The 16,755-nt window shown below is 43.1% G+C and carries 23 protein-coding genes; 16 read left to right on the top strand and 7 right to left on the bottom strand.

Going from position 1 to position 16,755, the window contains the following annotated elements; genetic code table 11:
• The first annotated feature begins 514 nt into the window (after window positions 1-514).
• Entirely contained in the window at window positions 515-787 is a 273-nt protein-coding gene (locus tag FIS9605_RS42160; RefSeq protein ID WP_155960314.1) for a hypothetical protein, read from the top strand.
• A gap of 159 nt (window positions 788-946) precedes the next feature.
• On the opposite strand, the gene FIS9605_RS0100330 is transcribed toward FIS9605_RS42160, so the two are convergent.
• Both FIS9605_RS0100330 and FIS9605_RS42155 read right to left on the bottom strand, forming a co-directional pair.
• Window positions 947-1,270 carry a hypothetical protein gene (locus FIS9605_RS0100330; RefSeq protein WP_026730809.1) on the bottom strand — a complete coding sequence of 108 codons (324 nt, stop codon included), beginning with the start codon at window positions 1,268-1,270 and terminating at the stop codon, window positions 947-949.
• A 141-nt stretch (window positions 1,271-1,411) separates the two neighbouring features.
• On the bottom strand, window positions 1,412-1,660 hold the full coding sequence (locus FIS9605_RS42155; RefSeq protein WP_155960312.1) for a hypothetical protein: 249 nt from the start codon (window positions 1,658-1,660) through the stop codon (window positions 1,412-1,414).
• Between the two features lie 253 nt (window positions 1,661-1,913).
• On the opposite strand from FIS9605_RS42155, the gene FIS9605_RS46505 reads away from it, so the two are divergent.
• Window positions 1,914-2,060 (top strand): hypothetical protein, encoded by a 147-nt coding sequence (locus tag FIS9605_RS46505; protein ID WP_155960311.1) that lies wholly within the window; start codon window positions 1,914-1,916, stop codon window positions 2,058-2,060.
• A 236-nt stretch (window positions 2,061-2,296) separates the two neighbouring features.
• On the opposite strand, the gene FIS9605_RS0100325 is transcribed toward FIS9605_RS46505, so the two are convergent.
• Window positions 2,297-2,605 carry a helix-turn-helix domain-containing protein gene (locus tag FIS9605_RS0100325; protein WP_051469888.1) on the bottom strand — a complete coding sequence of 103 codons (309 nt, stop codon included), beginning with the start codon at window positions 2,603-2,605 and terminating at the stop codon, window positions 2,297-2,299.
• 155 nt (window positions 2,606-2,760) lie between these two features.
• On the opposite strand from FIS9605_RS0100325, the gene FIS9605_RS0100320 reads away from it, so the two are divergent.
• From FIS9605_RS0100320 to FIS9605_RS0100305, 4 genes are all read left to right on the top strand, one after another.
• A complete protein-coding gene (locus FIS9605_RS0100320; RefSeq protein ID WP_063748439.1) occupies window positions 2,761-3,735 on the top strand; it encodes a hypothetical protein in 975 nt (324 codons plus the stop codon).
• 91 nt (window positions 3,736-3,826) lie between these two features.
• Complete coding sequence (locus tag FIS9605_RS0100315) at window positions 3,827-4,675, top strand: hypothetical protein (protein ID WP_026730806.1); 849 nt, start codon at window positions 3,827-3,829, stop codon at window positions 4,673-4,675.
• Between the two features lie 30 nt (window positions 4,676-4,705).
• On the top strand, window positions 4,706-4,888 hold the full coding sequence (locus FIS9605_RS0100310; protein ID WP_082209706.1) for a RepB family protein: 183 nt from the start codon (window positions 4,706-4,708) through the stop codon (window positions 4,886-4,888).
• 29 nt (window positions 4,889-4,917) lie between these two features.
• Window positions 4,918-5,160 (top strand): hypothetical protein, encoded by a 243-nt coding sequence (locus tag FIS9605_RS0100305; RefSeq protein ID WP_026730804.1) that lies wholly within the window; start codon window positions 4,918-4,920, stop codon window positions 5,158-5,160.
• 46 nt (window positions 5,161-5,206) lie between these two features.
• On the opposite strand, the gene FIS9605_RS0100300 is transcribed toward FIS9605_RS0100305, so the two are convergent.
• A complete protein-coding gene (locus FIS9605_RS0100300; protein ID WP_026730803.1) occupies window positions 5,207-5,458 on the bottom strand; it encodes a hypothetical protein in 252 nt (83 codons plus the stop codon).
• 402 nt (window positions 5,459-5,860) lie between these two features.
• Here FIS9605_RS0100300 and FIS9605_RS0100290 point away from each other — a divergent pair, with 402 nt between their 5' ends.
• The 5 genes from FIS9605_RS0100290 (at window position 5,861) to FIS9605_RS46500 (ending at window position 10,939) form a co-directional block, all read left to right on the top strand.
• Window positions 5,861-9,493 (top strand): hypothetical protein, encoded by a 3,633-nt coding sequence (locus FIS9605_RS0100290; protein ID WP_026730801.1) that lies wholly within the window; start codon window positions 5,861-5,863, stop codon window positions 9,491-9,493.
• A 365-nt stretch (window positions 9,494-9,858) separates the two neighbouring features.
• Window positions 9,859-10,161: a hypothetical protein gene (locus tag FIS9605_RS0100280; RefSeq protein WP_026730800.1), complete on the top strand. Its 303-nt coding sequence runs from the start codon at window positions 9,859-9,861 to the stop codon at window positions 10,159-10,161.
• A gap of 12 nt (window positions 10,162-10,173) precedes the next feature.
• Window positions 10,174-10,434, top strand: a complete 261-nt coding sequence (locus tag FIS9605_RS0100275) for a hypothetical protein (RefSeq protein ID WP_026730799.1) — start codon at window positions 10,174-10,176, stop codon at window positions 10,432-10,434.
• Window positions 10,435-10,457: 23 nt separating this feature from the next.
• Window positions 10,458-10,838, top strand: a complete 381-nt coding sequence (locus tag FIS9605_RS40455; protein WP_231510190.1) for a hypothetical protein — start codon at window positions 10,458-10,460, stop codon at window positions 10,836-10,838.
• 38 nt (window positions 10,839-10,876) lie between these two features.
• Window positions 10,877-10,939: a hypothetical protein gene (locus tag FIS9605_RS46500; RefSeq protein WP_442854679.1), complete on the top strand. Its 63-nt coding sequence runs from the start codon at window positions 10,877-10,879 to the stop codon at window positions 10,937-10,939.
• Between the two features lie 362 nt (window positions 10,940-11,301).
• Here the strand turns inward: FIS9605_RS46500 and FIS9605_RS45935 are convergent, their stop codons facing one another.
• Window positions 11,302-11,424: a hypothetical protein gene (locus FIS9605_RS45935; protein WP_269320996.1), complete on the bottom strand. Its 123-nt coding sequence runs from the start codon at window positions 11,422-11,424 to the stop codon at window positions 11,302-11,304.
• Between the two features lie 56 nt (window positions 11,425-11,480).
• On the bottom strand, window positions 11,481-11,690 hold the full coding sequence (locus FIS9605_RS42145) for a hypothetical protein (protein WP_155960310.1): 210 nt from the start codon (window positions 11,688-11,690) through the stop codon (window positions 11,481-11,483).
• An 871-nt stretch (window positions 11,691-12,561) separates the two neighbouring features.
• Here FIS9605_RS42145 and FIS9605_RS0100265 point away from each other — a divergent pair.
• Together FIS9605_RS0100265 and FIS9605_RS0100260 are read left to right on the top strand one after the other, a co-directional pair.
• Window positions 12,562-12,912 (top strand): DUF5674 family protein, encoded by a 351-nt coding sequence (locus FIS9605_RS0100265; protein ID WP_026730798.1) that lies wholly within the window; start codon window positions 12,562-12,564, stop codon window positions 12,910-12,912.
• On the top strand, window positions 12,893-13,252 hold the full coding sequence (locus FIS9605_RS0100260; protein ID WP_026730797.1) for a hypothetical protein: 360 nt from the start codon (window positions 12,893-12,895) through the stop codon (window positions 13,250-13,252). Before FIS9605_RS0100265 ends, FIS9605_RS0100260 begins: the two co-directional genes overlap by 20 nt.
• Before the next feature lie 562 nt (window positions 13,253-13,814).
• Here the strand turns inward: FIS9605_RS0100260 and FIS9605_RS0100250 are convergent.
• Complete coding sequence (locus tag FIS9605_RS0100250; RefSeq protein ID WP_197035971.1) at window positions 13,815-14,099, bottom strand: hypothetical protein; 285 nt, start codon at window positions 14,097-14,099, stop codon at window positions 13,815-13,817.
• A gap of 261 nt (window positions 14,100-14,360) precedes the next feature.
• Between FIS9605_RS0100250 and FIS9605_RS0100245 the strand changes: the two genes are divergently transcribed.
• From FIS9605_RS0100245 to FIS9605_RS0100235, 3 genes are all read left to right on the top strand, one after another.
• Complete coding sequence (locus FIS9605_RS0100245; RefSeq protein ID WP_051469887.1) at window positions 14,361-15,248, top strand: hypothetical protein; 888 nt, start codon at window positions 14,361-14,363, stop codon at window positions 15,246-15,248.
• A 288-nt stretch (window positions 15,249-15,536) separates the two neighbouring features.
• Window positions 15,537-15,806 carry a hypothetical protein gene (locus FIS9605_RS0100240; protein ID WP_026730794.1) on the top strand — a complete coding sequence of 90 codons (270 nt, stop codon included), beginning with the start codon at window positions 15,537-15,539 and terminating at the stop codon, window positions 15,804-15,806.
• The gene (locus FIS9605_RS0100235) at window positions 15,806-16,681 is read left to right on the top strand and encodes a hypothetical protein (RefSeq protein ID WP_026730793.1); all 876 of its coding nucleotides are present in this window, start codon (window positions 15,806-15,808) and stop codon (window positions 16,679-16,681) included. Before FIS9605_RS0100240 ends, FIS9605_RS0100235 begins: the two co-directional genes overlap by 1 nt.
• Window positions 16,682-16,755 lie beyond the last annotated feature (74 nt).

The following is a 16,755-nucleotide window of genomic DNA, read 5'->3' as shown; positions in this document are numbered from 1 at the left end:
GAGGGAGGGGCGCGTGTGGTTGGTAGGAGCGATCGCGCTACTGACGACTCGTCCGTATTCATTATCTGCCCTTCGGGCAAGGCAGAAGGCAGAGGGCAGAGGGCAGAAGGGAAGAAAAAAGTTTTAAGGTATGCCCAACAGCCGCCACAAACTGGGTTTAAGACCCCCACTAAATCATAGATGAGCGTGGTCTTCAATTAGAGGGGGTTTGAATCCCCCACGAAAAAGCCTTCTGCCTTCTGCCTCCTGCCTTCTGCCTTCTTCAATTCTCAACCCAAGAGGGCATTTTTTATATGCCCATAGGTGGGGTCAGCATCAGATAGATTCAAGCAAAATGTCTATAAATCAGGTGTAGTTCTAGAGAATCGCCCTTTTTACAAATGTAGGGCGCTTTTTGTGTCACTTTCTTTGTTACCCCTCCAGTTTTGGGCTGTGAGGGGCTTATATTTGGTTGCGGGTGTGGAATCTCTGTTACCCCTCCAGATTGGGCTGTGAGGGGTTTGTTTTTGGTTGGATGTGTGTTTGTACGTGCGGTGTTGCTGCGGCGGTAGCCTTCAAGGGGCGATTGCTCTCCAGTTGTAGGGAAAACTGGGGTTCAAAAACAATTAGACATGCAGGCAAGCGCCTTATACATATCAACAAGCGTAATAATCCCGAAAAAGGGGTGGCGGTGCGGGCTTTTTTATACACAATAACTCAATTTTTGGAGAATAAAACGCCCTTAAGCCTACGCTCGTGGCAATTTTGTCGCTTGTTCCGCAAGGGGCGATCGCTCTCTGTAGGATAGCCTTGGATCTGCTATAGTCACTTGTGACAGGACAACCTCAAGTTTACCATCAGCAGCAAATGATTATAAGCACATCTACTCATGAATTAACAAAATCAACTATATAAGGGAGGAGCCTTAAAAACTTTATCGCTACTAACTTCTACAGTGTTACAAGTTCTATAAACTTTCACACCATTCTATTTCAATAGCTGCATCAATAGAATTATCAGTAATAAAAGTAACTTTTTTAACTTGAAAGTTTTGATTTCTCCAAATAATGTATTCTCCAATACTTGGGACTCTAGATAGTTTTATTGTTTTAGCATTTGTCTGACGCAAAACTTTATCAGATTCAAGGATATTTTTGGGAATACCACTAGGAATGACTCGAATTGTAGGCATAAACAATATGCCACGACAGAAGTAGACAAAAACTCCTACATTTGTGTACTTTTGCAGTGGGATTGGCAAATCATCCAAGATTCTACAGTCTCTAAACATCTCGCTATCCCTCCAAACGGTGTAATTCCGTTTCTGCCTTTGGATAGATAATATCCATAATAGATAAGATATGTCTGAGATATTTTATTTAGTGGTTCCCGTTCGTCAAACAAGAACAAGCAATGCATGAGCATCATTCGCTCAGGAGCCTCCAATTATTACCAGCAAACGGGTTTCAAGCATTCCGGTAGTTCGCTCGCTCGGGTCAGAATCTCTTAAACGGTTCAGTAGTTGAGTAATTGTGTGCTGTTGTGTACCACACAAATCTGCGAGGTTAGTTATGCTCATTCCACTAACCCCATCAATGCAGGCGGGTGCAGGCATCAGAATGCGCGATCGCACGCCTGTTGCGGACTGTGGATTTTTGAGGCAGGACACTCGTAGGGGCATTGCAGGTATGCCGCCATCATAACAAATTGCTGTATGCGTGCTGGTTATAAAATCACACCGTCAGGCGCACTTCACTGCGTTTGAGTCGAGTGGTGCAGTTGTTCGCCTAACTTACTGAACTTTGTTTGCTCTGGTCAAAGCGCTTGGTACAGCCCTATATGTGCAGCGCATTGCACCACCTACTACTGTCTGTAAAACTTGTGGCTCTAATATTGTGAATCCTGTTTCCGGGTGCAAAAATTCTGTAGCCTCTATGAAAGCGAGGAATCAAGCGTTGGCGATCGACCTTTATAAAAGGCGATCGCTTGTTTGTGAAGCCGCTTTAATGACGGTTAGTAGTGAAAGGTTTGGTTGTGTTGCAGCGCGAAGCGACAATCATATTTTTAAGTTGAGGATTTAGTTTATATGCGGTGGAGTTGGTCTTTTTGTTGCAACTGTTGGGTGTGTATTCCTCCAGCAACTTGGACTCGAAGCCTGGCTGACTATACAAAGGGAGCGTCAGCTTGCAGTTGCTTGGCATACCATGCATGTGAAGTAAAAACCATCGATATTTTATCCATCTGACTTTTATGCTGCGCTTTGCTCCAATATAGGAGCCACCTGTGACAGTCTTTTTAAGACAGTAAACGTCAGTTGTCATTCCTCCCAATCCTCTTTAGACACAACCTCAAACAATTCGTGCCAATCTTTGTTGAAAAAGCTACATAAGGCACTTAGAGTATCAATATCAATTCGTTTTGCAGTATTTTCACATAGCCCCCTTACAGCAGCAGCAGTTAAACCAGTCGCCTCAGAGAAAGCAGAACGAGTCATTTCTCGTTGATCGAGTAAATCCTGGAGACGACACCTAACCTTGACTTTCGCCATTCGTACCGCCTTTCTTTCATCTCTTGCAGTGTATTTAGGGGGAGGTGGTTGTTTTCTCATGAAAGTGGTTGCCAACATGACCTACTCCCTTATTGTCGATTACTTCTTTAAGTGTATGGTTATTTAAGCGATTAATCGATTAATCACCTATAGAATTAATCGACTAAAATTGCGTTTGCCATCAAGAATTATAATGATTAAATGGCTTGTCGATTAATCGGCTAATAGGTAAGATGAACTCATTACAACAAAAGGCGATCGCCAGTCCTGAGAAAACTAGTTGCGATCGCCCTTTGACCCTAATTAAAGGAATCTCCATTATGACTCATCGAATCTATACACAGCAAGCCCTTCGTGAACTTAAGCTCTCCCAACTCAAGAAAATCGCAGCCTCACTGGGTGTAAAACCCACTGGAGACAAAAGAGAGACTCAAACTTGGGTCAAAGCAATTATTGAGCACCAATCCTCCCAGTTTCTTCATATTGACTCTCAAGCGCAAGCACAAGCAGAACTGGAAAACTACATAGAAGCACAGGCTCAAGCAATAGCCCCAGAAGAATTAACATCAGTAGAAATCAGCTTCTATAACCACGAGATTTATGCTGGTCAAAAGCTGATAGCCAAAATTACCTATGACGGGGATGATTTTCAGACACAACGTTGGGTAGTTAAGGTTAATGAAGCTGAGGTACACCGTGCAAATACTTTTGCTAAGTGCCACAGTTATATCACGTGGCATTACACGCAGGGTGAATTACCAGTGCAAGAAGCAGAAGTTCCAGCCACTACCACTGGTAATGAGGTAATGGTTAAGATTGCTGCTGAGTGTGAAAAATTTGGATTTGACTTACTCGAAGATGGAATTTTCCACGACGACGTAAAACTTGGTGAAGTTGGTTGCACCGACGGTAGATGGTGGTTTGTACTCGCATCGTCACAGCATCAAGAGCGAGTGCCGTGTGATAGTGTGACTGATGCTGTTTGGTCGCTGTCGATGGTGTCAGCAAAACAATTCAACCAGCACCCAGCACCCAGCAACCAGGAAGAAATTGAAGAAGCAGCTACACCCAGCAAGTATGCTGACACGAACCTCGTTTGTTGTGAACAGTTGTTAGACCGTCCTTTTGACCAGTTAACACCTACAGAATGGAATCGGCTTTTGGAGTATTCACCAACGGATGAAACTGAGGAGTTGGTAGCAGCGTAGTCCAAACGAAAAGGGCGATCGCTTTGAACAAGTGTGCTCTAGCCTTCAAACATCAATGAGAGTGAAACAGCTGATTAATATTGCTTAACTTATGATGAACACAACTGAAATAAAGCTTGGCTTATGCAATCCCCCGTTACCAATTTACCTTTACGTAAATCAAGGTGAAATGAATGGTGAAGGTTATGTGTGGTACAGGTACGATACCAATCAGGATAAAAAGATTGTTGTCCAACAAAGGGGATTAACCGGATATTTAACCGAGCTACGATTGACTGCTAAAGAGTTTAAAGGCAAGGACAACATGAAACTAGATATTGTTGTCTCGGCGGACGAAATTTATATTATCCGCACAGGCGTTGAAACGAATTTCGCCAAAACATTTTTGTTAGCAGCATCTGTTGTTGTTGACTTTTCTAAACCGTTAATAATTGCCGCAGTTTCTGGTGAAGAGAATGCGGTTTTTTGTCAGCTTTACGATGCTGTCACTAAGGTAAGAATTCGTCGGGAATGGGACAAGGACGCAGATTGGGCAGAAATTATTCATAACATTCAATCCAGGTTATCAAATGAAGTCGCAAGTACCAAGTCGCAAGTCGCAAGTACTGAATCAATACTTGCGACTTGCGATTTGCGACAAAGGACTTGTCAAGATTTGCGAATCAAACAAATTCGCACCCTTCTTAATTATCCAGTGCAATTAGTGAAGGAATGGCTGCAATTTCAGGGCGTTGACCGTCCGAGCCAGCTTGATGCTAGTAAAGTTGATGAACTTGTGAAGACTATGTGTTTGGCTTGGGCAGACTCTGTGTGTGGACATCCCAACTATGTAGCGTCTTCATATCAACAGTATGTGGTTGATGCTAGAGCCACTGGAAAGGAGGAGGTAGCAGCAATTAGAGCGTGGATGCAGCATGTTCAATCGTCCGTTGTTGCCTAAAAGTAATGACGAAATTAAATACTAGCAATTATGAGCAAAAAGTGGACGGCTAAAAGAATCACCATCAATTTGGCATCAACGGAAGCCGAAAAACTCCAAAAGTATTGTAATCAAACCGGAAGGACAGCAACAGATGTAATTCGAGAACTGATTAGAGGACTGGGTGTCAATGAGGATATTTCCTCACAACTCCCGTCACCAAAAGCATCTTAACTCAATACAGTTTAGTTAAAGGTAAAAAGATGAATTCTAAAACAGATTTGTCCAAACTTCAGGGAACAATTCAACAGCAATTGACGCACAAAGTTATAGCCTTGGAAGTTGTAAAAACCATCCACAGTGTCGGGGTAGACCTAGCACAATATACAGATTACGAGCTAGAGGTAGTCCCAATAGACCACCCTGCGGAGGCTGAGTTTAGCGGCACTACTACTGAATGTGAGCAATGGTTGGCATCCAATTACGCCTCATATCAGTATTTTTAGTTTAAGGGGAGCGCGTCAACTGCTCAATGATGATGCAACTTGTAGGTTAATCCTCTTTAATTTTGACAATGTCATTTATAGTCACTAACTCACCAGATAGCTTTGAGCAAATCCTGGCAAGTTTGACCAAATTATCGATATCCGCCTTTTTAAGCTTGCCATCACGGGCGACGGTTAAGGTATGTCTAGTGACCTGATTTGGGGTGGACTCAAATTGCTTGTGAACTGCATAGACAGACAAAAGGCTACCATCTTCTGCTTTGGGCCACCAACGCGAAATATCAATATAAGCTTCCATCCAAACTACTAACACGTCTTGTTTTAACTAACCTCCATTAACGCCGATCTGATTACAGAATAACAGCTAATCAGTACACTGACCATCAACTATCATAAATACTGATGACCAATACATTGGCAATCAGTTAGCAGAGTGTCAGAATGTAGAGATAACAATCATGCGATCGCGCTGTTGAATTCCCAAAAAAAGTGGGTAGCTCCCAAAAGCTTTCGGGGCAAGCTTGCTAGCTAACACCAAGAACGACTGTAATCGTTCACCCAGCTGCGGAAACAACCCAGCTAATAAACAAGTTTCATCTATTAAGCTAGCAATCTCGACGCCCCAATACCATAGGGGGCTACTCCAATTCCCAACACGGAGTAGCAGAAGTGACAGAATATTTAGCAACAGAGGTGGAGGATGTTTAATCCGAAGCCTTTCACCAAAGGAAACGCTTGCCCAGTCTGCGATTCAGTCTCGGCATCCTGTCGGTACAATGCCGCCGACGAAGACTTTATTCTGTGCCACACCTATGTAGATGCTCGCAAGGGCGAGGTTATTGGCGGGTTTATTTGCGTCAAGGAATCCAACGGGCATACTGCCAGCTTTAAACCCTACACTGGCAATTTATCAGAACAAGCCAAGCGGGAGTGGGAGACTAGGCGTCTACAAGAAAAGCAACTACGCGACAACAAGCGCAAAGCCTCCGAGAACAAACGACGTGAGCGGGCATTGTCGGTGAGCGATCGCCATAACCTCTACTCCGAAATTTTGAGAGGATTGAAGGTTGACCCAGCAACAAGAGCCGACTTGAGAGGACGCGGTTTTACCGACTCCGAGATTGCCTTGAGTGGCTTCAAATCAGTCAGAGAATGGCAGAAGCTAAACAAAGAATATGATGCACAACTACCGGGAATTAGTAAAGATGGTCGGTCGTTAGCGGTTGGGGGTGGCGGATACCTCTGCCCAGTACGGGACTTCACCGGACGCATCGTTGCGGCACAACTGCGACTACATAACCCTATTGATGGAAATCGCTATAAATGGCTGTCCACACCTTCAACAGCAACGTTGAAAGTGCAACCAGAAGATGAATTGCCATTGGCGGTGTTTCATCCCCCGTCGGGCGCTCCTTCAGGAATTGCGATTGTTGAAGGAGTGGGGGCAAAGCCATTTTGGGTAAGCCAAAGATTGAATTATCTTGTGATTGGCGCGGCGGGAGGACAGTGGCTATCTTCACCGAAGCTTTTGGAGAAGTACATAAAACAAGCGATCGCTGTTTATGGCGAACTGCCCATAAATGTTATCCCTGATGCGGGTTGGACATTAAACAAGGCTGTTGCTCAAAACTTAATTCGCCTTTTCAGTTGGCTTGAGGAGCATTTTGAATCTTCACAAATCAAGGTGCTTGAATGGAATCAAATCCATAAAAGCCAAGGTGACATTGATGAATTAAAAGATTTGTCAATCGTTCGATGCTTAAAACTTGAATCGTTTCTCAAAAAATACAGAGCAGTATTTGACACAGAAAAAGGCTCTGTTAATAAACAGTTTCAAGATTGGGCGAAGAGAAGAGTCAAGTTAAGTGCTGATATTATTCAACATGAAAAATGGCTGTCTATTCCGTCAGGAATCGAAAAAGAGTGCGATATTTTAGTGGTTCGCAAAGCACTGGGAGGAGGTAAAACTCAGGCTCTAATTGAATTTTTGAAACGCTTAGATAAAGTATCATTGGCTGTGAGTTACCGTAATTCTCTAATGGGGAATACGGTATATAGAGCCAATAGTGCAGGACTTAGCGCCATTCACATCAAGGACACCCTTGACATAATTCAGGGTCAAAGAATTGATTTCAGACTTGATGATAGTACGAAACTGTACTGCGGGTGTGCTGATAGTTTTCAGAAATTCGACAAGGTAATAGAGCATCATCCGGAGTACATTCTGATTCATGATGAGGTCTGTTCAATCTTCAATCATCTAAAGGGAGGAGGAACACTAAAAGACAGACAGCAGCAAGCAATAGAATGGGATGTTAATGCTATTAAAAATTCTGCATTCGCCATCATGATGGATGCGTTTGTAACTGATAGGGAAGTGGAATTTTTAAGAGCATTATTCCCAGAAAAAAAGATTAAGGTACTAGACAGTACCTACTCGACCAAGCCAAGAAAATTTATTTTTTTGGAGACGCAAAGCAGCACAAAAGAATACACAATGGGTGCAAAATATTTGCCCTCTCAACTAGTAGAAAAAGCCAAGGCAGCCAAGAGAGTACTTTGGATTAGCGATTCTCAAAGAAGTTGCGAACTGGCAGACGAAATGTTGTCAAAAATTGGTCATAAGCATTATCGGTTAGATGGCAAGACCAGTCATGAAGAATTAGCCAAACAATTCCAGTCAAATCCGAAGGATTTTATTGTTACCGAGCAACTTGACTCAAACAGCATTAGTCCTTCTGGGGAATCTGGGCTGTCGATTGATTTATATGATTATTTTGATGTGGTATGTTTCGACGTGCGGGGAAGCGTTGGGATTAATACACTACTTCAGATGTCGGGTCGGCTGAGAGATACGGATGTGCCTATCTATGTGGCTTGTCCCGAATTTGTCAACTTCACCAAAGACCCATGCCCGTATCCCATCAAGCAAGTTGAAGAGGTTTTGCTCACGCGTATTAATTGGTTGCTTGAACAGGCCAAGGAAGCGGACGAGCAATTGGTCAACAGCGATTTCGTCAACAACATGTTTGACGAGATGAAAGAGAAATTCTGCTGTGACCCTTGGTTTTTGGCGGGTTTGGAGGATGCAAAGCAGTTGAAGTACGAGCATCAAAATTTGAAAATGTGCCTCAAGACTGCGTTAGCCCAGGCGGGTAATATAGTCATCGACCATGTTGAAAAAGCCGACGAAGGGCAGCATTCCCAGGTCAAGGAAACTAAAGAAATAATTAAGGAGAAAGAGGCAAAGAAAATATTCGATTCACCCGACATTGAATGGGAAAAAGCGCAGGAATTAATGAAAAAGGATGTGAATTACGACCAAAAGTGTCAAATTGCCAAAGCACGATTGAAACATCTGTTGCCTGGAATTGAGGATACACCTAGCTGGTCGCCGCAACTAGTCAAAGCTTTACTGATTGACGACCCCCAGTTCATCAACAAACGCTGGCGATTGATGCAGCTGCAAGATCAAGAATTGGCGAGGGCTGTTTTTAAGAATTCGCACTCCTACAACTTTGAGCATGGCTTTACGCCTGATGATGTGTGGAAGACAAGCACCACGAAAATAGACGTACTAAAAGCGCTAGGAGTTGGGCAAATAATTGAGGCATCTGAATTCTCTAGCCGAGATGAGGCGGTGCTCTCTATTGTCAGTAACTATTACGAGCAGCCAGAGTACTTCAATCTGACTGGGATACCGAAAGCCAAAATAACACAAGGAAGGGCAACCCACGTCAAAACCATGATTGACCGATTTTTGGATTACTTTGGTTTAGAAGCTAGGAAGACCAGAAGGAGTGGAGCCAGAAACAATAGGGGTAGGTACTACTCTGCCCAGTCCCCAGAAAAACTTGATGATTTGATCTCAGATATTGATAAATGCCTGACTCGCAGAGCCACAAAAGCGATCGCTGACGCCTGTTCTGTGTGTTTGAGTGAAGCGAAAGCGAGACAGCAGCAGTGGGAGAAGGAGAACCGCTCCTCACTCAACAAGCAGATGGTAGAAGTTCCCCTAACTCACACCCCCTCGGCGCGGCCATCGACTCCTTCTTACTCTATAGACATAAACGCAAACGATGGCCGCTTTTATTGGAATAAGCCAGAATCAACTGGGTTCTCATTATGCTCCGCACCCAGTCCGACACCCGAACCACAACAGAATGCATCCTCAAAGCGTTGTTGGGTTTGGTATTGTCAACAGTGGAAGCAGGCGATTGTTGAAACACTAGAAGACAGGCCAAACGAGAAATTCTTCAAGGCAGTCGTGAAACTTGTCTCTGGGCTCTCCATGATTGTTTGGCAACGAGAGTGTTTTGAGATGGCGGCATGACGCACCCCCTTGGAGTGAAGTCACGCCTGAACGCCTGAACGCATTCAACCGAGCAAAGTCTGGGTTTGATGAGTTTGCATCTGTATTGGGAGTATGGTAGTCATGGATTGATTAATCTATTTATTTATATGGGTGGTGAGGAGAGGCTCTTAGCAGGGGGTAGGGGGCTCTTAGAGAGGTTTGTAGCTGAGTTCACAAACTCTATGTAAGGGCTGACTTTTCTACATTCCGTGAAAAGTCAGATCAATGTTTCAGGAATCAAAACTGTCGGATTTGTAGCTGTTTTGTACCTATGTTGGGAAGAAATTTACCAATAAAGATGAAATTCACTTAGTAAATAAACCTGTTGAAGTAAGGAGTTATTTATGGCAAATGTTTGGGCAACAAAGATGGCTACTGGCTATCATCTTAAACCAGGGGCAAAGGCATATTGGGTCTGGTATAACGCTCCAAGCGATACGATTTACTCGTTCTCAGTTCGACCTATTCTTGTGACTGTTCTTCCCGACTCGGCAGATCTTTACGCAAGTGCAGCAGTCACCAATGTAAACTACCAGGTTCGCAAAAACTCTTATGAATCGCCAAAAGGAGAAGTGCATATTGAGATCGCTAACACGGGTTCTAGCACGATTCATTACGACCTGTACATGAGTCAAATCGGTATCTAGGAGAATACAGCCATGAGAATATTTGTAACGTATGACGAGCAAGGCAATATCATGTCGGTCAATACACCGCATGAAACGATGAGTGAAAACTTGAAGCTTATGCCAGGGGAGGGTCAGTTTGTCGCTGAGATCGATCCCAGTCAGGCGAATGCTCTTTTTCTGACAAATACCGAGCGCGATAACCTTGCTAACCTTGCCCAGAGCTTAATCGAGTGCTTTCGTATTCAGCAAGGCAAGTTAGTCCCAAAGGATAATTATCAATCGATCAAATAAACAGCGATCGCCCGGATGGAGTGGTGAGAAGTTGCCAACGGCGATACCCAAGCGAAGGAGGTATTGTCGAGCGTCCATTTGGAACGTTCAACACTGAATTATTATCGACACTGCCTGGATATACTGGTAGCAATGTCAAGCGTCGTCCAAAAGGCGCAGAAAAAGAAGCCAGCTTGACATTAGAGCAGTTAGAGCGACTGATCGTTCGCTACATTGTAGAACGTTACAACCAGAGCCTCGATCCACGAACTGGTTCGCTCTCCTCGCCTCGGACGGTGGGAAGCAGGACGAATTGCACAATTACCGCTTTTAAGCGATCGCGAATTGGATATTTGTTTAATGCGACGCTCAAGGCGGGTGGTATATCGAGGTGGATACATTCAGTTTGCCAACCTGACGTATAAAGGAGAGCATAAGCGAGGGGTATACGGGAACATGGGTAGTGCTTCGCTACAACCCACGAGACATTACCACCATCCTGGTTTATCAAATAGCTATGCATTAGTCGGATCTTTCGCGAGCAAAACCGGAAATCGGTGTAAGGAAAGCTTGGTAAGGGTTTGAGCGATTAAGTTTAGGATAGTGTCTGGTAGTAGAGGCTGATATTGCAACAGAAATTAACAGAGAAAATGAAGAAAGTAGACAGAAAATGTCTAAAGGTGTAGTTAATTTTCCTAACTGTTACAATTTGAAGCTGAGTAGTGTTTTGAGGCTAAAAGCTTGATATGGTAAGGATTTGAAGGCGATTAAGTGCCAAAATCACCAACAAAACTTAACAATGAAGTGAATAAGAAAGTTGCGATCGCCCGTACATGCCCTCTGGGCTGGAGAACAGCCCTCCCCCGCTCGCGAGCGGGCAACCTGCTTTTAGCAGGTTGGGGCATAGGGCGCTAAGGCGATCGCCTGCCCAATGATCATTTCTACCAGTTCCTCCTGAGGCAGCTGGTTGAGTCTTTCTCGATCTAGTTCTGGTGGCAGGTCTTTGTTCATGATTGCGATACTCTACCCTTTGTGTCCCTTTTGTCAATACCCCACCACCTGAATCCTTACCCATTATCAATCGTAAAATTTGAACCATCAGGGCTGGAAACGGTAGTAGATAAACTTCCATCGCTTGACACTTGCGCTCTAACGGTGTTGATAGATGCAAGACAGCCCAAAGTAACTAGGGGTAAGGTGAGGAAGAGCGATCGCATATTAATTGTTCTATTATTTACAAACAAAGGCACAGGGACGTAGACGCTCTGCGACTTCACAGAAGTAGGCGCAGAACGTCTACCTACGGTAGACAGAAGGCACTTATGTTAGGAGTATCAATCAAAAATGGGCGTTGTGGGTAGGCTGCCCACTAAAAAAGAAGATGTATTTCACCCTTGTCAGCGCAAGAAATACGGCGTCCTTACTTGAATCCCCACGGCAGGGGTCATAAAGCCCTCTGCCTTCAGCATAAGTGACTTCTCAAAATCAAGAATATGGAAAACTCGTCCCGGTAAGAGCGCGAGTTCGCTCTGGTTACTGTAGGCACTCAGGTGGGGAGCCAGCCATCTTTAAGGGAAATAATATTAATTATGTGATTGATAATATCTGAATAAATTTAGTAATTCTATACTCAGATCACCTTCAAAGTGTGATCGGCGACCAATCAGGGGCAAATATAGCGAAAACACTGTTGGCGAAACATTACTTAATATTTTCAACGTCGGGAAATCAGTGAAAAGCGATCGCGTCCATAGTTCCTCCAAGTTTTGACACTGGACAAACCAGGGGCATTGCAAAGATGCTGCCATTAGAACTGTTTGCTATTGAGTACTGGTTACACCCATCATTAGAACGTTTGCGCTTCAATACGTTTGGGTTGAGCGATCGCAGTTGTTTGGTTTGAGTTAGACAACCATGCTTAACTCGTATATGCCTTGGTGCAGCCCTATATGTGCAGCTGGTTACACCACCTCTACAAAAAAATTTCATCTAAATCCCACATTCCGCAGATATGGGTATCACAGCTTATTGCGTGCATGGGGGAAATTTTCCTTAACTATTGCTGTAAAACAATGGCAATATATTTGATTGTTGGTTGTTAGCAAATGTAATTTCTAGGCGTGTAGTTATGGGTACTGGAGTAAAGATTTGGTACTAATTATTAGGGAACGAGCAACGTTGGAACAAGTTGAGCAAATGCTGCAAACTTTGAGAGTTTATATCAAAATAGCAGTAGATATAGAAAGAGGTATTCTTGCAGGAGGAGGACAACAACACGCCGAGTGCGAAGCAGAATTATTGAAAGATGGCAGCAGGCAGAAAGATATTTGGGGTGCAGACTGGGTACCATTTACACAAAAAATGGCTTACGAGTCAATTATCAATATTCGCCCCAGCCAGAATAATCGCTCAATGTTAATCCAAGACCCGGCAATTCGAGAACGTGTGACACAAATTACTCAACATTTGATAGGTGGTTATGAACCAGAATTTAGATAAAAAACAAGAACGCTTCCAAGGTGACAATATATCAATTCGCTTAGGACATATAGCTTCAAATTTAGCCAGGATTAAGTCGTTTTCTTTTATTGCTCATAAAGAAGCGGTGAGTAGTGTAATTGATGAAACTAAATGGTTTATTGAGTGGACAGCAGCAGAAATTGAACCAGTGTATGCAGAGGAATTGGTGAATATTCAAGTTCAACTAGCAATGTGGGAATTAAGCTGGGATGATATTTGGTCAGATGAAAAAACCCGTACTGAAGTGGCACAACAAGCTGGTGTTTGGTCTGAACGGGTATTAGATATGTCAGGGTTGCTGTATGAATTAACAGCGTAGTAATCAACGCCAGAAAAACAGGCTATCTATTTCTAATTAAATGCTGCCAATTCAGAAGGCAGAAGGCAGAGGGCAGAGGGCAGAAGGAACCCACCCTTACTCATAGTGGGATTGAAATAAGGACGCTGTTTTTCTTCGCGCAAAGCGTCTCGAAAAACATCTTTTTTATAAATGGGCTTTAAACCCATAACTGAAGTTTTTTTTTAGAGGGGAGGAGTCAGAAGCCTTCTGCCTTCTGCCTCCTGCCCTCTGCCTTTCTTTGTCATGAATTGTATCAATAACTCATTGTGGCAGTGAACAAAGGCATTTCTTGGTGATGTCCATAATTCCTCCAAGTTTTGACGCATGACATGCGGAGTGGCATTGCAACCATGCCGCTATCAGAACTGTTTGCGATTGGGTGCTGGTTATAAAATCATTAAAACGTTGGGCAGTACTGCTATCTTGAGTGAAGGTTTCAGATATTTATTTTTTCAACAATATTCAATTTAAGGACAAGGATGCCGATGATTGGGGCAGGATTTCCCGCTCTCTAGAGTTCCCTGCCCGAAGGGCTGATCACTTACGATGCTTTTTCATCAACATTCTTGCTTTCCCCAAACTTGCGTACTTTAGTATCTCTCCACTGAATTAATATCTCCCCATCTAAGGCTTCTATTATATCGAGGAATGTCTCAAGAGTTGGGTTCCCTTCATTAGATAATGCTTTTTGAAGCATATTTCGACGATTGACTGGTGTAGCCTTTTCATCGCCTTTAGCTTGCCTGATCTGACAAAAACGGCGGTTAAGTGCTGCCAAGTCAATGCCTAGCTCACGCATTCTTTCGTGGATTATAGACATATCCATAAGTTTTTCCTCTTTAGTCTCTGTTATAAGTCTAAAGAGGCATAGCACAATTCCGCCATTAGGGTTAATGACTTTCATTGCTTTACCACTAGCTATTGAGTTTTCACACCATAATGCTATGCCAAAAAAAACTTTTTAGCAAGCCAAAAAAATATATTTATAATGCCATAAAAAGCATATAAGATGAAATAACAAAGGGCAATTGCCTCGTCTGGCTAACTAAACAATTGCCCTTTGACCTTAATTAAAGGAACCTCCATTATGACTTATCCAATCTATACACAGCAAGCCCTTTGTGGTTTAAAGCTCTCTCAACTCAAGAAAATTGCAGCCTCCCTGGGCGTAACCCCTACAAGCGACAAGAGAGAAACTGAAACTTGGGTGAATGCAATAATCACTCACCAATCCTCCGGGTTTGTTCATATTGACGAACAAGCCGTTGCCCAAGCCGAACTGGAAGAATACATAGAAGCACAAGCATCAGCAGTAGTCCCAGAAGAATTGAGAGTCGTTGAAATCAGCTTTGGAGAGCATGAGATATACGCCCTTGAGAAACTGGTAGCCAAAATTACATACGACCACGACGACTTCCAAACGCAACGTTGGGTGGTGATTATTAACTCGGTGGAAGTTCATCGTGCCCTTACGTGGGCGAAGTGCCACAGTTACATCACATGGCACTACAAGCAGGGTGAATTGCCAGTACAAGAAGCAGAAGTCCCAGCTGCGACCACTGGTAACGAAATCATGGCTTCTGTTGCCCACGAATGCGAGAAATTTGGGCTAGAACTACTGGACTCGGGAATTTACCACAACTCGGTAAAACTTGGCTTAGTCGGATGCACCGACGGAAGATGGTGGTTTGTACAAGCTTCATCACAGCATCAAGAACGTGTACCGTGTGATAGTGCTGCTGATGCTGTTTGGTCATTGTCGATGGTGTCAGCAAAACAATTCAACCAGCAGCCAGCACCCAGCAACCAGGAAGAAATTAAAGAACCAGCTACACCCAGCAAGTATGCTGAGACGAACCTTGTTGATTGTGAACAGTTGCTCGATAAAGCGTTTGAGGAATTGACGACAGATGAATGGGAGCAGTTGAAAGATTATAAACCGCGCTCAGAAAGTGTGATGTTGTTAACAGCGTAATAAAAGAAGGTGGGTCACTTGCCCACCTGAACAAACTTATTTCATCCTCAATTGCGGTTTTATTCTTGTCTTAAGTATAACCATCAAAGCAATTGAAATATTTAAAGAATTTGATGGTTGCTATGTAAAGATTCAAACAATTATTCAGTATTCACAATAGCAAGAGTTAGCTAATTGTGAAGATGCAGATCTAGAAATGAAAACGCCGCTCGCAAAGATGTTCTGCATTATTTGAGTGAAGCTTCGGAGGTGTGTTAAGCAGTTGATTGAAATGGGAATAAACCAGTCATGAAAATCACAACAGTCTCAATATCCTACAGTCGTAAATTTAATCTTGGTGCATACGAATCGCTAGATTTAGGATGTTCATTGTGGGCACAAGTTGATGAGGATGAAGACGCCGATAGAGTAGCAGAATTTCTTTACCTCCAAGCAAAAGAATCCGTGAAACAAGCAGCAACTCCTGTGCTGAAAGCTTCAGAATTCCAAATAAATAAAGCGAAATCTCAAAGAAATTTTGCAGACACAACTGTTGAAGATGAATTGGAGGGATTCTAATGATTAGTGAAATTAAATTAGGGTTGTGCAATCCACCATTGCCTGTTTATTTATATGTAAATCAAGGTGAATTGAATGGTGAATCATATGTTTGGTATCGCTACGACACCAATCAGGATAAAAAGATTCCTGTACCACAGAGGGGAATAACCGGATATTTAACCGAGCTACGATTGACAGCTAAAGAGTTTAAAGGCAAGGACAACAGGAAATTAGATATTGTTGTCTCGGCGGACGAAGTTTATGTTATTAGGACTGGGATAGAAACGAATTTTGCTAAAACGTTTCTTTTAGCAGCATCTATTGTTCAAGACTTTTCCAAACCGTTAATAATTGCCGCAATTTCTGGCGAAGAGAATGCGGTATTTTGCCAACTTTACGATGCTGTTAGTAAAGTGAGAATTCGTCGTGAATGGAATAAAGATGCGGATTGGGGGACGATTATTAACGACATTCAATCCAGGTTATCTTGCTGTGTTGAATCCGATATTGTTCCCACTGTCAAACAGCCTACAACAATAGCACAAACTACTGTTGTTCCTTCGTCCGAAGTAGAATTCAATCAAGATTTACGGGTTAAGCAAATTCGCACCTTGCTTAATTATCCAGTGGAGTTGGTTAAGGAATGGTTGCAATTTCATTCGGTCTCACGTCCCAGCCAGCTTGATGTTAGCAAGGTTGATGAGTTGGTAAAAACCATGTGTTTGGCTTGGGCAGATTCTGTGTGTGACCATCCCAACTATGCTGCGTCTTTATATCAACAGTATGTGATTGGTGCTAGAGCCACTGGAGTGGATGAGACAGCAGCAATTAGGGCGTGGATGCAGCAATGTAATTCAAAATTCAAAATTCAAAATTCAAAATTTCAGAAGTAATAATATACGAGAGTTAATCCGGAAATAAGAGGAATTACCAAGCAATGAGCCAACAAATAGACATTACGAATAGA

Source organism: Fischerella sp. PCC 9605, from assembly GCF_000517105.1.
GTDB lineage: Bacteria > Cyanobacteriota > Cyanobacteriia > Cyanobacteriales > Nostocaceae > PCC9605.
This window is presented reverse-complemented; position numbering and strand designations above follow the sequence as displayed.